Origin of the sequence: Streptomyces sp. NPDC059443, from assembly GCF_042750105.1 — a bacterium.
Classification (GTDB): domain Bacteria; phylum Actinomycetota; class Actinomycetes; order Streptomycetales; family Streptomycetaceae; genus Streptomyces.
In genome coordinates this window covers 276,729-290,238 of record NZ_JBHYVM010000001.1, presented here as the reverse complement: position 1 = coordinate 290,238, position 13,510 = coordinate 276,729, and the positions used below count along the sequence as shown (strand labels likewise).

The following is a 13,510-nucleotide window of genomic DNA, read 5'->3' as shown; positions in this document are numbered from 1 at the left end:
CCCGCCGTCCCAGCCCGGCCTGTCACCACGGGCTTCCCACGGACTCCCCACCGGCTCCGCACGGGGGTTTCCGCACCCGCCCCGGAACGCAAAGCGCCCCCCACGCACCCGCCAGAGCCCACTTACCCTTGCTGCCTTCCGGCCCTGGGGGAGTTGGGTGAGATAGCGCCACGTGAGGGGCTGACCCCACCCTAGCGGATGGACGCCCCCGGAATCGAGCCGACCCCTTCCACACCTCTTCCGCACCCCCTCCGGTTCCCCTCCCGCTCCCCTCCCGAACGATCACGTGCGCGAGCACCCCTCAACGTCTTGTATTGTTTGCAGCGGAGGATTCGCCTAGTGGCCTAGGGCGCACGCTTGGAAAGCGTGTTGGGGGCAACCCCTCACGAGTTCGAATCTCGTATCCTCCGCACTCGCCCACCAGGGCAAACGAAGGACCCGACCGCTCAGCGGCCGGGTCCTTCGTCGTTCCGTGGTTGCAGTTTTGGTTGCAGTTCCCGATCTACGCCCCTCGCTGCCTCGGGATGGCCGAGGCACGGCAGGCGTCACAGGCCAACGCCGCGTTGCGCCCGTACCGGCGCATCAACTGCCCGCACCCGATGCACGGACCGACCTCCCACGGAGGACATCCCAGGGTGGCCGCTGCCGCGGCCCGCTCCACCTGTGTGATCCACGTCGCACGTCACTTCCGCTGGGCCGGCATGCGGGCGAGGGTGAAACCGCCCGTGGGCTGCCCAAGATCCCTGACCGGCCTGGCATCGCTCCGAAACCACCCCTCCTCTCCCGCTCGACAGGAGCGATCGATCTCCTGCTCGGAGAAGGTGATCTCATCGTCAGCCTCCGGCTCCCGCACCTTGGGCAGGGGATCCCACTGACCGGTGAGCTCCCGCCAGGTCCGACACTCGGTACGGGGGACCCACATGTGGCGGCCAGCCCGACCGCCGCCACGGCTCGGCACGAAGACCGGCACGCTGTCGCCGGTGGCGCTGGTCAGGATCAGGTCCTCGATCCGGACGGGAGGCTTGGGCGGGTCGCAGAGCGCTGGGAGAAACCACTCGGCGTGGATCGCGCCGCAATGGCCCGTACCGCCGTTATCGGGACAGTGGAGCGCGCTGCTCGCCAGACAGCGCCAGACCTGTAGGTGCCGGTACCCGCCGCGGATGACCATCTCGCTGCCGTCGGCGATCTCCCGCCAGGACATGTCGTCGACCCGGGCCCAGGGTGCTCGGTCGATCAGGGCCGCCGTGTCGTCCTTGGCGACCCACAGCGGTGTGATGTCGTGCTCCATGGCGTTGACCGACCGCCGGTGGACGCTGCTGGGGCTGAGCGGGGAGTACTGGATCTCCCAGCCGATCTGGATACCGGAAGGCCCAGTAACCACAGCATCGGTGACGCCGCGCCGGTTGGGCATACCCACCTCGGCATCTGCGGCCAGCCCGTACCCCTCGGCGGTCTCGACGATCCGCTCCTTGGTGGCCTTGTGCTGGTCGCTCTCCGCCGGCGTCGGCTTGTGCGTGATCGGCAGGTGAGCGGCAACCAGCGGTGAGCGGCCACCCACGCGAGCCCGCCGAATGAACATCCACGGGGACTTCCCGCCCGCCTCGGACGCGCACGGCTTCCCCGCTCTGTGCGCGAGGCATTCCAGCAGCTGAGGGTTCCGCTCCGAGACGCTGGTCATGATCTCTTCGAGCAGACCGGGGTACCCGCGGACCCCCAAGTCTGGCTGCGTCAGGTTGATCTCAATGCCGTACTCGGTATGCCACACGCCATTGGCCATCCCTCCACGATAGGAACGGCCACCGACAGACAACAGAGCGCGCGAGGGCCTGAACTCCGAAAGCCGGCCCCCAAGTTCTGGAGGACCGGCAATCGAGAATGGGCTAGACGATCACTGACCGCCCAAGGTGATCAGCGGCGCCACCGGTCCCAGAGCCACCCGATGGCCGTGACCGTCACGAAGCCGAGCACCCGCTGCGCCTCGTTGCCGATGCCGGCGGTGTAGCCCGCCGCGTAGCCGACCGCGACCGCGGCCACGAACATCTCGAACCTGGGCGGCCCCTCGCTTCCGACCAGGGGGACACGCATACTGGACATGGTTCTTCTCCTCATCAGATGGGTTGGACCATCCGCCGGACCCCGGAGATCTGTGGAAGGTGACACGGGATCCGGCGGAAGCATGTGGGCTAGCTGTCGTCGCCGCGCTCCTCAGCCACCGGCAACTCCTCGTACAGCTCGGAGCTCACCAGCTCGCCGAGCCTCGCCGCCATTTCAAGGCGCTGCCGCTCGGATAGGCTGCGGAAGGCCCGCCAGGCGAGTTCGGCGGGGGAGCTGGGTCGGCGGCCCATGGCGATCCAGGCCAGGACGAGCGACCTCTCCCCTTGGGAAAGATCCTTAAGGCGCTCCCAGACCGCCTCCGGGTCCTGGGGGCGATGGACCCTGACTGCGTCCGTGAACCGGATCTCCTGGACCCGTTCGACCGAGGCCGAATGGAGACGGGCCGACGGGCGGCGTTCACGCAAAGTGCGAGCGCGGGCACCCGGCTCCCATACGGGATCCCCGGCCTGGACGAAGCGGGCCTCGTGCGAGGTGAGGCGCGGGTCATCACGGTTGGTCGCGATGACCCAGCCATAGTCCCGCAGCTCTCGAACCCGGCGGTCGATCTGCGTAACGTCAGGGAATGCCGCCCGCAGTTGCTCCTTGGTGTAGACGTTCCCCTCCCCCACCTCGGCGGCGAGCCACAAAGCGGTGCGCACCTTGGTCGCCATCTTCTGGTCGGTCCAGTCCGGCAGTTGAGACTCCGTCATGCAGCCTCACCCCCTTCGTCCGCTGCACTCTCAGTAAAACACATCCGGCGCACTTCGGCGCCGTTTTCCGGCGCAGTCCGGCGCGTGATCGAACGAGAACGCAGAGAGCCCCGACCAGACAGGTCGGGGCCCTCTCCATACGCACCAGCTACCACTCGTCGGTGTCGCCGTATCTTCCCGGGTTTCGGGCTCGGTCCACGGCCTGAGCACACGCCTCTACGAATGCCGCCTCCACGGCCGCCTTGTCCGTGCCTCGCACCTGTGCCTCGACCTCCTGGCCCGAACCGGGGCGTCGCGCCGTGCGCCAGGCCGAGGCGCGGTCGGTGTAGACGTCGGTCTCGAAGTCCCAGGCCGGCACCGACCACAGTTCAGGAAGTGCGATCACCACGCGTTCCCCACCGGGCAGGAACAGAGCTCGGCCGTGGAAGACCACGGAGCGCTCCGGCATCTGATCGCGAAGGACGCTCGCGCCACCGGGGCCCTGGTGCTCCCAGCGCCAGCGGTCCCACATTTCCACCTCGGCGGCGTGATCAGGCCAGTCCTCGCTCCACCGTGCGACGACCTCGTCGGCGTGCTCGCGGTGGAGAAAGGCAATCCGTCGCTCGCCGAGGCGGGCCACGTGAATCATCAGCTCGGCGGGGACAGGGCTCCGACCCGCGCCAGCAACACCCTCTTCTGCCCCTTGATCCGTACCCCACAGGAGGCCGCCGACCTTGTCAGCGGTGTCCTTCAGGACGCGGCTGGTGAGGTGCTGGTAGCGGCGGCGCATCCGCGCGGACTTGCCGGGCTCCCACCCCATGATGGCGTCAACGACCGCGTCGGGGACGCCGAGGATGAGCAAGACGGTCGCCGCGGTGTGGCGGGCGTCGTGGAGGCGAGCGTCGCGAACGCCTGCGGCCTTCAACAGCTCCTTCCACTTGTGGTAGTCGGTGTTCGGGTTCAGGGGCTCGCCGGTGGGCGACGTGAAGACGTACCCCTTCTCGGTCCACAGGTCGCGGGCAAGGGTGCGCTCGCGGGCCTGTTCCTCCTTGTGCTGGCGCAGAAGCTGGATCAGCTCGTCGGGGGCGCCGATGGGGCGCTGGCCGGCACGGGACTTCGCGCTCTTCGTTTCCCGGCGGGTGTTGATCTTCTGGGGGCAGAAGCCGGGCTTACGCCCGCAGCGGTCGCCGCAGCCGTGCTTGTAGCGGGGCCGCAGCCGGCCACGGCGTACGCGGATGACGCCGAGGTCGAAGTCGACGTCATCCCAATGCATGCCGAGGACCTCGCCCTGCCGCAGGCCCAGGGCAAGGGCGATCACCCAGCGGGCAGTGTTGCGGTGCTTGGCAGCCTCAGCGAGCAGGCGCTGGACCTCCTCGACTGTGTAGGGCTCGACCTCCTCCTCTTCCAGGCGCGGGGCCTTGGCGATCGTGGCCGGGTTGACCGTGAGGTGGGCGCGGCGGACCGCTTCGTTGAGAGCGGTGCGGACGGTGCGGTGGACCTGGTGGGCGGTGCCTGCGGCGCTGCCGGAGTCCTGCATCTTCTTGTAGAAGCGCTCCAGGTGCTCGGGCTCGAGCTTCTCCAGCCGGTGGGCGCCGAGGCCAGGAATGAGGTGGTGGTTCACCGCCACGCGGTAGCCGTCGATGGTGTTCTCCGAGACGTGCGTGGCGGCGATGTTCTCCACCCAGTGCGTCAGCCACGTCTCCAGCGTCCAGCTCTGGCCGACCTTGCGGACGGCGCCCTTGTCACGCTGCCGTTCCAGCTCGCGTACGAGCTTGGTGACCTCGGGGCGGGTCTTGCGGCTGACGTGGCGCCGGTCGGGATTGCCGTTGTCCTTGGTCCCGACGGTGACGTAGCCGTGCCATCGGCCATCCTTGCCCTGGAAGATCGACGAGGCGCCGTTGGGCTGGCGGGACTTCGGTGTGGAGGCTCGCGTCACGCGGCAGCCCCGAAATCGCTCGCCGACAGACGGCGGGCCAGGAAGTCGTTCACCGCCTCTGCTGGGATGCGGCGCAAGCTGCCGATCTTGACGGAGTGGATTGCCCCTGACGAGACGTACTCGTACAGCTTGGTCCGGCCGATGCCGAGGCGACGTGCAGCTTCGGCGACGGTGAGGCCGACGAGGGTGGTGTCGCCCTGGTCGCTGCCGCGTGCGGCTATGAGCGCGCGGAGCGAGTCCTCGGGGACGTCGAGGAGCTGGGCGATCTGCGTAAGGGGCAGGGAGTGCTGGGGCAAGGGTGTGCTCCTCCTCCGGCGCACGCGGTCACAAGGGCGGCAACCCTCGTGGACCAGGCCGGTGGCGATGTTCAGGGATGGGCAGTGCTGATGCAGTTGGGCGTGAGGGCACGTCTCTCGGCGCTAGCAGCCCCGAGGCGTGTCCTGCCGAAAGCCGGGGATGGCACGGGCCCACCCGCGCGATCGGCCTCGTGGCCCCCACTCATTCAGGGGTGCTGACGCTTCCACGCGTCTTCTTCGCGATGCATCAGCTGTTCGAGTTCGGCCTTCTGCTCGTCGCCGTAGCTGGCGAAGTGCTTCAGCTCGAACTCAATGTGGTCGAGCTCGCGTTCCAGGATCTGCGCGTCGCGCTGCACACGGGCGAGCGCAGCCCGCTTGGCAATGCGCTCGCGGACAAGACCGCGGACCACCGCGTCGGCATGCTTCATGGGCGGCGCGGTCAGCTCGTCCATGGTGAGGCCGAATACCTGGCAGAAGCCGAGCGCCTCGTCGAGATTGACCCGGCGTCGCGGCTTGCCGCTCTCGATTCGCCAGATCGCGGCCTGGTTGACCGGGTGACCAGCCTCGGCCATTTTCTCGGCCAGGGCGACCGTACTCCAGCCGCGCGCCTCACGTTCCTGCTTGATGCGATCGGCGACGTAGTCCTCGGGCACAGGCCGGGCCGGACCCGCTGCGCGTGCCGCGCCGTCTTTGCTGCTCATATCCACCTCCTCCCTTCAGGGTGACCCCAGGGGCCACTGCGGCCAGGGTCAAAGTGAACAACATTGCGGAGTCGAACGCAACCCATTGCGTATCCGAAACTCTTGGGTATGATGTTCGTCCACCCCCGAACGCCGGGGAACGCAGATGGACATGGAAAAGCCCCCGGTGCACGTAGCACCGGGGGCAAAGCATGAACCCTCGAAACCGCCCATCCCTGAACGATCGAACCGGTCCGGCCGGGGTTGCCGCCCCATATGGCCTGCCGGGTGAGGAGCTCTATGCCCCAGGGTACGACCCTGCCTCCCCAGACGCCATCCCACTTCAGCGAGGGCGCCTCGCCGCTGGAGCCGCCTTTCAACGTCGACGCCGAGCGCGCGGTCCTCGGCGCCTGCATGCACAAAGCCGACGTCATCGACGCGGTCCGGCCCATCCTGGGCGATGACGCCTTCTACCGGCCCGCCCACGAGACGATCTGGCGCGCGCTCCTCGCCCAGCGCCGCGAGGACAATCCCACCGACCCGATCGTCCTCACCGAGTTGCTCCAGCAGCAAGGCGATCTACAGCGGGTCGGCGGTCCCGCCTACGTGTTCGAGCTCGCCAACGCGCCCTACGGCACCGGCAGCGCCGAGCATCACGCGGAGATCATCCGCCAGAAGGCCAACCTGCGCCGCCTGGTGACCTCCGCCGTGCGCACCCTCCAGCGGGCCCAGGAGCCCGGCGCGGATCCCGAGGCGATACGCGCCGAGATCGAAGCGGAAGTAAGCGCCGAACGCGAGCGCGCACTCGCCTCGGGGCAGGGGCGGCTGTCCCGCTTCGCCAAAGACGGATGGTCGTTCGTCAAAGAGACCGGCGCCGACACGGAGCCCTTGTGGGGCACACGCGAGAAGACCGTCTGGGCCTCCGGCGAGAGCCTGATGATCGTTGGTGCTCCGGGTGTCGGCAAGACCACGCTGGCCCATCAGGTGATCTTCGCCCGCCTCGGGTTGCAGGAGACCGTCCTGGAGATGCCCGTCGCGCCCAGTCGGCGGGTGCTGTACCTGGCGATGGACCGTCCCAAGCAGATCGCCAAGGCAATGGCTCGCCGCGTCTTCCAGACCGACGAGAAGATCCTGCGCGAGCGGCTCGTTGTCTGGGAGGGCCCGCTACCCGCCACCCTCGACAAGGAGCCCGACCTCCTCGCCGACCTCGCTGCCGCCCACCAGGCCGACACCATCGTGATCGACAGCCTCAAGGACGCGGTCAGCACGATGGTCGACGACAGCCTCGCGGTCGCCTTCCACAACGCCCGAAACCGGGCCCTGCGCGGCGGGGTGGAAATCATGGAGCTGCACCACCAGCGCAAGGCCAGCGCCGACGCGCCGCGCGGCCAGCGCCCCAGCCTGGACCAGGTCTACGGCTCCACCTGGTACGTCTCCGGCGCTGGCAGTGTCCTGTTCGTCACCGGAAAGGCCGGCGACCCCGCCGTCACCCTGCACCACCTCAAGACCCCCACCGGCGAGATCGGCCCCTTGGACGTCACCCACGACCACGTGCGCGGCACCACGATCGTCGACCCCACCAAGGACCCCGCCGTCCTGTTGCGCAACGCCCCGGGCGGACTGTCCGCACGCGACCTGGCAACCATCCTCATCGGCGGCGGCGACCCCGACCGCGCCGACATCGAAAAGGCACGACGCCACCTCAGTCGGCTCGTCGACAGTGGCCTGGCAACGAAGGCCGACGGCATCGCCGGAGGGACCGGAGGCGGCCAGCAGGCCCGCTACTACCCCTCTGCCCGCCACCTCACCGCCGTCGGCTAACCCCCGCGCTGGCCCCTGCGGAGCGTTCACGCAGGCGTACACGCGCCCCTCCCGCACGCACAGGCCCACAACCCGCCTCAGGCGTGCACGCTCACCACAAAACCGCAGGTCACACGTTCACGGAGGCGTACACGCCGTACACGCACCCAGGCGTACACGCGCGAGCCCCCCTTTAGAAGGGGGCTCGCGTGAACGCCCCCCTCGTGAACGCCGTGAACGGCCCCGACACAAGACCCGCTTCCCCACCCTGGAGCCCCCCGCCTTGCTCTCCTCTGCCCTGAGCACCCCGGCAGCCACACGCGGCAACCGCAGGATCACCCCGCTTCCTGCCCACCCCGGCGGCCAAGGACGAGACCCTCACCAAATTGACGATGCTGCCGGCGCCCGCCGAGCAGCCGCACCCGCCGGGGGCCGTCACGTGAACCGCAGCGGACGCATCGCCCTCGTCCTCGGCTTGGTGGCCGTCGTCCTTATGGCCTTCCGGGTCTCGTGGAACGCGCTGTCCGACGTGGCCCGCGCCATCGGCGCAGACTCCACCGCCGCCCTGCTCTACCCGATCGTGGTCGACGGGCTGATGGCCCTCGCGCTGGTCTCCGCGCTAGTCCTGACCGGCACCGACCGCACGTTCGCGCTGCGGGTCTTGGCCGCCTACACCGTCGCCAGCCTCCTGCTGAACTACGTACACGGCCTCGTTCCCGCCCTGCACACCACGTCGGTCCAGTGGGGCCGACTGACGGACTGGGACCCCGCGAACTGGGCCCTCGTACTGCTGGCGACCTCGCTCCCGGTCGGGTCGATCTACTTCGGGTCGGACCTCGTGGCCAAGGTGCTGCACCACAACCCCGAGTCGGCCGACCCCGCAGAAGCGGCCTCCTCCCAGTCGGGCGACCGGCAAGCCGACCAGTCGGCAAGCGAGGAGGCCCCACAGTCGAGGTCTGACCAGGCCAAACCGGACCCCGAGCAGCCAGCCGAGTCGACCCCCATGAAGGTCACCGAGCCACCCATGACGAGGCCGACCGAGCCAGACACACCGTCCCCCGCTTTCGCTGCCCGACCGCCCCGGTCGGCCGCCGTGGCGGAGTCGACGGGGTCGGCCCCGCGTCGGGCGACCGGTCGGGTCCCCGCCGCCGCCAAGCCGACCGCCCACCGCAACCGCACCGATGCCGAAGTCCTCCACGAAGCCCGACTCCTGACCGCCGACTGGAGCGACGACCAGCTGACCGCCGAGCGGCTGCGCACCACCCTACGGATCGGCCAGAAACCCGCCCGCCTCCTGCGCAACCAACTGCAGGCCGAGCGCACCGGCCAGACCCCTCCCGTCGCGGACGGCGGCTTCAAGGTCGGGCCACTCGACGAAGCCGCGGCCCCCGCCGGCAACGTCTGACCCCCACAACGACACCGCCCCGCCCTTCCGGCGCATCCCGTGCCCCCATGCAGCCGAGCACAGGGCAGCACACAACCAAGCACCCAGCACCCCACGGAGACCCGATCCATGCACAACCCGGACCACGAACTCCCCACCCCCCAGCAGCACATGACCACCGGCCTTAACAGCGCAGCAAGTTGTACCCAGAGCATTGCTCCCGTCGGGAGCAATGCTCTGGGCTCCCCCGCCCCAGGGGTGGCAGGGGAGGACCGGCACCAGGGGGCGCCGGTCCACCGGGATGCGGCCGAGGTCGGACCGCATCCCGAAAGGGAAGGGCAGCACGCCTGCCACACCATCCGCTGCACCCATGCCGCGCCCTCGCAGCCTCACGTGCGCCAGCGTGAGCGCCTGCGCGCCGAGAACAAGCGCATGCACCAGCCCAGCTGCCGCCTGAACGACGACGAGTACCAGCTCCTCACCCGTGCCGCGTCCGCCTGCCGCATGAGCGTCGCCGGCTTCCTTGCACACGCTGCGCTCAACGCCGCCCTCGACCTCGACCGCACCGAGGCCGAGATCGCCACCCGCCGCGAGATCGTCGGGGAACTGTTCGCGCTGCGCCGGCACCTCGGGCAGATCGGCAACAACGTCAACCAGGTCGCCAAGGCCCTGAACTCCGGCGCTGACGCACCCCACGCCCAGACGGTCCTGGCCGCCGTCCACCGGGCCGCGGAGCGCGTGGACGCCTTCACCCAGACCTACGTGGAAACCGAGACCGCCACCGGATGATCCCCCGCCTCCACAAGATGGGCAGGCGCACCATCGGCCTGATCCACTACCTCTACGGCCCCGGCACCCACGAGGAACACACCGACCCCCACCTCGTCGCCGCCTGGGACCCCTTCGCCCCCGACCCCGGCCGCGACCCCGACGCCACCTACGCGGACCTGCAGCGGCTTCTCGACCAGCCCGTCCAGGCCCTGACCGCATCCCGTCGCCCTGCCGAGCACGTGTGGCACCTGTCCGTACGCGCCGCACCCGAGGACCCGACCCTGTCGGATGAGCAGTGGGGCGACATCGCCCGCCGCATGGTCTCCGCCACCGGCATCGACCCCGGTGACGGCGCGGGCTGCCGCTGGGCTGCCGTCCGCCACGCCGACGACCACATCCACATCATCGCCACCACCGTCCGCGAAGACGGCCGCCGCCCGCGCCGCCACAACGAAGCCAAGCGCGCCCAGGCCGAAGCCCGCCACATCGAAGCCGACTACGGCCTGCGCCGCCTCAACACCGGCGACGGAACCGCCGCCCAACGCCCCACCAGCGCCGAACGCCACAAAGCCAACCGCCACAACAGAGAACGCACCCCACGGGAAGAGCTACGCGAGACCGTCCGCCGCGCCGTGGCCGGCGCCCAGGGCGAGGAAGAGTTCTTCGACCGCCTCGCCTCCGCCGGCCTCCTCGTACACCAGCGGAAAGCACCGTCCGGGGACCTCCTCGGCTACACCGTCGCCCTCCCCGACGACCGCAACAGGCACGGCGAACCCGTCTTCTACTCCGGATCGAAGCTCGCCCCGGACCTCTCCCTGCCCCGCATCCGCGAACGCTTCACCACGCCTGCAGAAGCCTCGGAAGGCGACAACGGTCCCGGGCAGCCCGTCCTGCCGCCGGTGACCGGTCCCGCGTTCGCGCGGCGCAGGGCCACCGCCGCCACCTGGCAGGCACTGCTGATCATCGACCAAGGCGACGACGGCACGGCAGCAGCCCAGATCGCCGCCGCCGCAGAAGTCCTCGACGCGCTGGCCAAGACCTCCGCCGCCCACACCCGCAAGGAACTCCGCGACGCGGCCTTCTCGTTCGAACGCGCCAGCCGCTCCCATGTGAAGGCAGTCCGAGGGCACGACCATGCTCTTCGGCAGGCCGCCCGCGACCTCGTCCACAGCGGACCCGCCCTCGGTAGCGGCGAGGACGGCGCCACCACTGCCATGCTCATCGACATGGCGTTCTTCCTCGCCATCACCGCGGCGAACTGGCACGCGCGGAAAAACCACGCCCAGCAGGCCGCAGCCGCCCAGCAAGCCGCCGAACACCTCCGCTCCGCCTACCAGGCAGCCGCCACCCAGCCCATGGGCGCCCTCCGGCAGCGAGGCCAGCGCATGGCCCTGCATGTTCAGCAACGACAGGCTGCGTTCGTCCGCCAGGCGCTGCCGGAGCTGGCCGAACGGATCCTGGCCGAGCCCGGCTGGCCCGCCCTGGCCGCCACCCTCACCGACGCACAGAAGGCCGGACACGACCCGGCCGCCCTGCTCGCCGAAGCCACCCAACGGCGCGAGCTCGACACCGCCTCCTCGATCAGCGATGTCCTCGTCTGGCGCCTACGTCGCAGCGCCCACCTGCCCGCCGCACCCGAGGCTCTGCACAAGCCGCCTGCCCGCGGCAACAGGCGCACACCGCCTGCGGCACCCGCCGCACAGCCGCCAGTCAAGGCAGCCAGCGACTCAACCCGACGGCGCTGACCTCAGTTAGGCGGGCTTGTGGGCTCGTCGTGACGCTGGAGGGTTGCGCCGAGGACGGGGGCGCCACGGGAGCGCTGTCAGGCGACAGCCGGAAGAGCGTGAAGCCGGTCGCGGAACTCAAGGACCGACGGCACCCCGGCGTACGGCTCCAGGTAGTCGCTGAACTTCGTCAGCCGGACATGTGCCCGGTCGGAGCGGACGCGGTTCTCCAGCAGCTCCAGGCCGAGGTTGGCGGCGTCCAAGGCGCCGTCCAGGTCCCGGGCAGCCAGGCGGGCCGTGGCGAGGCGGCCAGACCGTACGGCACGGTCGCGGGGGACCGCTTGGTCCACCGCGAAGGCGAGGGCGCTGGTGGCGCGCTCGGGAAAGCCGGATCGGAGCATGATCTTGCCCTCGGTGGACTTGAGCTGAGCTTCCCCGTACCAGCCCAGCCAGTCGGGGCGGTCGCCTTCGCGGTGGCCGCCCCACAGGTCGTAGGCCCGGTTGAGCGACTTGCCGGCCGCCTCGTGCTGGGTGTCTCGGGACAGGGCTTCGGCTTGATGGAGGTAGAGGTAGGAGGCCGCCGCCGACGGGAGCGCCGTCGGGGCGTTGTCGATGGCGGTGTCGATGAGCTTCACGCGGGCGGCCGTGTCGCCTGAGTCGGAGATGTGGATGCCCATCTCGGCCAGGATGAAGGCGCCGAAGCCATCGTCCTTCGCGCTGTGTGCGCTGCGGAGGGCGCCGACGTAGTAGCGCTGGCCGAGGGAGCGAAGGCCCTTGTCGTAGGCCATCCATCCGGCGAGGTACGACACTCGGGCCGCCGTGGCGTACAGGCGGTGTTCGACGGCGTCGGTGTAGCGCCCGTGGTCGAGGAGGCCGGTGATCAGGGCGAGGTCGCTGGTGGCCTGGTCCAGGAGCCGGGCGCCGCCCATCTGGTCGTCTAGCGTGCGGAGGGTGTCCACGCGCGCTTCGATGGTGGTCACCATCGCGTCGGTGACGCGATCCCCGTCGAATGCCGAGGCGAACGCCTCTGGCGCGGCTGCCCAGTTGGCCGCGACACCCGTCAGCGCGGCGCCGGTGATGGACAGGAACCCCCGACGATCCATGTGGCCGCTCCTGACTAGATCAGCGAACACCCTCACGGTACCGGCCGGAGTCCACGGGGCGGCCAGTGCTGTCGACTCCCAGGCCGGCAGCCATCGGGGCCAGGCCGTCGAGCGGACGTGCTCTTCAGGAACGCCCAGCAGGTGAGCGAGCACCAGTTGAGCGTCCGCGTCGGGTTCCTGCCCTTGCTCCCACTTCCAGACCGTCGTCCGGTTGGTGGCCAGCGGTACGCCCAGCTCGCCCCCGCGTTCGCACATGAGCCGGGCTAACTCGGCCTTGCCCCAGCCCTTGCCTTCGCGCACGTAGGTCAGCGGGTGCAGAGCCATCGGGTCAGACATCCCACCTCTCCCCTCAGGTCGGTAGTCAGGAGGCTACTCCCCGTGTGAGAAACGGGGGTTTCTCTCGCCGGAGAAACCCCCGGGAAACGTTCCGGGCCCATGGTCCACAGCCGTTCACTGGGCCCACGCCGTTCGGAGCTCAGCACCCGGGCAACCGGCTCCCCCGCCCCGCTCCGGACGGCTCCCAGAACCGCAGCCCGTCATCGGCGCCCCTCCCGTGGGTGACGGGCTGCACCACCCCCGAGGAGGTCGTGATGAACCAGCCTCTGCCCGTACGCGCGTCCGGCGCCAACGAACGCCAGCACACCGTTCCCGAGCAGCCGGCCGGTCCGAGCCCGGCCCTCCGTGCCCGCGCCGAATCCAGCTGGGCGAGATTCCTCCGTCGCGGAGGGAGCGACGGCGAGGAGTCCGAGCGGTGAATCCGGTCGACTCCGAAGGCCGGGAGGACCACCCCCTCCTTCACCGCCGGGTCCGCGACATCGCGAGCCGGGGCGAAGGGGAGCTGACGGAAGTCGTCCACGAGAGGCACGGCGGCCGGCTCATCCGCATCGCCTACATCCAGCCCGCGAACGGCATCGGCTGGTCGACCGCCGCCGACAACATCGGGCCCGCCCGATGAGGCAGCGCCTCGCTGTCTTGGCCTACGTAATCGCCGTTACCGCGCTCGTCGTCACGTTGGCCATCGCCGGCACCCCGG

General features: G+C 69.9%; 13 protein-coding genes, 1 tRNA gene and 1 other RNA gene. 7 read left to right on the top strand and 8 right to left on the bottom strand.

The window, feature by feature from the left end; all coding sequences use genetic code 11:
* Positions 1-86 precede the first annotated feature (86 nt).
* Positions 87-185: signal recognition particle sRNA small type (gene ffs / locus ACFXDJ_RS01370), an RNA gene on the bottom strand.
* Positions 186-325: 140 nt separating this feature from the next.
* Between ffs and ACFXDJ_RS01365 the strand changes: the two genes are divergently transcribed.
* Positions 326-410: transfer RNA gene (locus tag ACFXDJ_RS01365), tRNA-Ser, on the top strand.
* A gap of 272 nt (positions 411-682) precedes the next feature.
* Here the strand turns inward: ACFXDJ_RS01365 and ACFXDJ_RS01360 are convergent.
* The 6 genes from ACFXDJ_RS01360 to ACFXDJ_RS01335 all read right to left on the bottom strand — a co-directional run bounded on the left by ACFXDJ_RS01360 (position 683) and on the right by ACFXDJ_RS01335 (position 5,716).
* Positions 683-1,777, bottom strand: coding sequence for a hypothetical protein (locus ACFXDJ_RS01360; protein ID WP_384650203.1), 1,095 nt, complete (start codon positions 1,775-1,777; stop codon positions 683-685).
* Between the two features lie 131 nt (positions 1,778-1,908).
* Positions 1,909-2,094 (bottom strand): hypothetical protein, encoded by a 186-nt coding sequence (locus tag ACFXDJ_RS01355; protein WP_384650201.1) that lies wholly within the window; start codon positions 2,092-2,094, stop codon positions 1,909-1,911.
* 89 nt (positions 2,095-2,183) lie between these two features.
* Positions 2,184-2,804, bottom strand: a complete 621-nt coding sequence (locus ACFXDJ_RS01350) for a hypothetical protein (protein ID WP_384650199.1) — start codon at positions 2,802-2,804, stop codon at positions 2,184-2,186.
* 148 nt (positions 2,805-2,952) lie between these two features.
* Positions 2,953-4,719 (bottom strand): tyrosine-type recombinase/integrase, encoded by a 1,767-nt coding sequence (locus tag ACFXDJ_RS01345; RefSeq protein ID WP_384650197.1) that lies wholly within the window; start codon positions 4,717-4,719, stop codon positions 2,953-2,955.
* On the bottom strand, positions 4,716-5,015 hold the full coding sequence (locus tag ACFXDJ_RS01340) for a helix-turn-helix domain-containing protein (RefSeq protein ID WP_384650195.1): 300 nt from the start codon (positions 5,013-5,015) through the stop codon (positions 4,716-4,718). The genes ACFXDJ_RS01345 and ACFXDJ_RS01340 overlap by 4 nt, the downstream gene beginning before the upstream one ends.
* 206 nt (positions 5,016-5,221) lie before the next feature.
* Positions 5,222-5,716, bottom strand: a complete 495-nt coding sequence (locus ACFXDJ_RS01335; RefSeq protein WP_384650193.1) for a helix-turn-helix transcriptional regulator — start codon at positions 5,714-5,716, stop codon at positions 5,222-5,224.
* Between the two features lie 279 nt (positions 5,717-5,995).
* On the opposite strand from ACFXDJ_RS01335, the gene ACFXDJ_RS01330 reads away from it, so the two are divergent.
* The 4 genes from ACFXDJ_RS01330 to ACFXDJ_RS01315 all read left to right on the top strand — a co-directional run bounded on the left by ACFXDJ_RS01330 (position 5,996) and on the right by ACFXDJ_RS01315 (position 11,395).
* Entirely contained in the window at positions 5,996-7,516 is a 1,521-nt protein-coding gene (locus ACFXDJ_RS01330) for a DnaB-like helicase N-terminal domain-containing protein (protein ID WP_384650191.1), read from the top strand.
* A 418-nt stretch (positions 7,517-7,934) separates the two neighbouring features.
* The gene (locus ACFXDJ_RS01325) at positions 7,935-8,900 is read left to right on the top strand and encodes a DUF2637 domain-containing protein (RefSeq protein WP_384847452.1); all 966 of its coding nucleotides are present in this window, start codon (positions 7,935-7,937) and stop codon (positions 8,898-8,900) included.
* 372 nt (positions 8,901-9,272) lie between these two features.
* On the top strand, positions 9,273-9,668 hold the full coding sequence (locus tag ACFXDJ_RS01320; protein WP_384650187.1) for a plasmid mobilization protein: 396 nt from the start codon (positions 9,273-9,275) through the stop codon (positions 9,666-9,668).
* Positions 9,665-11,395 (top strand): relaxase/mobilization nuclease domain-containing protein, encoded by a 1,731-nt coding sequence (locus ACFXDJ_RS01315; protein ID WP_384650185.1) that lies wholly within the window; start codon positions 9,665-9,667, stop codon positions 11,393-11,395. The genes ACFXDJ_RS01320 and ACFXDJ_RS01315 overlap by 4 nt, the downstream gene beginning before the upstream one ends.
* A 77-nt stretch (positions 11,396-11,472) precedes the next feature.
* Here ACFXDJ_RS01315 and ACFXDJ_RS01310 read toward each other — a convergent pair whose 3' ends face one another.
* The gene (locus tag ACFXDJ_RS01310) at positions 11,473-12,813 is read right to left on the bottom strand and encodes a transcriptional regulator (protein ID WP_384650183.1); all 1,341 of its coding nucleotides are present in this window, start codon (positions 12,811-12,813) and stop codon (positions 11,473-11,475) included.
* Positions 12,814-13,067: 254 nt separating this feature from the next.
* Between ACFXDJ_RS01310 and ACFXDJ_RS01305 the strand changes: the two genes are divergently transcribed.
* Both ACFXDJ_RS01305 and ACFXDJ_RS01300 read left to right on the top strand, forming a co-directional pair.
* Entirely contained in the window at positions 13,068-13,232 is a 165-nt protein-coding gene (locus tag ACFXDJ_RS01305; protein WP_384650181.1) for a hypothetical protein, read from the top strand.
* On the top strand, positions 13,229-13,432 hold the full coding sequence (locus tag ACFXDJ_RS01300) for a hypothetical protein (protein WP_384650179.1): 204 nt from the start codon (positions 13,229-13,231) through the stop codon (positions 13,430-13,432). Before ACFXDJ_RS01305 ends, ACFXDJ_RS01300 begins: the two co-directional genes overlap by 4 nt.
* The last annotated feature ends 78 nt before the right edge of the window (positions 13,433-13,510 follow it).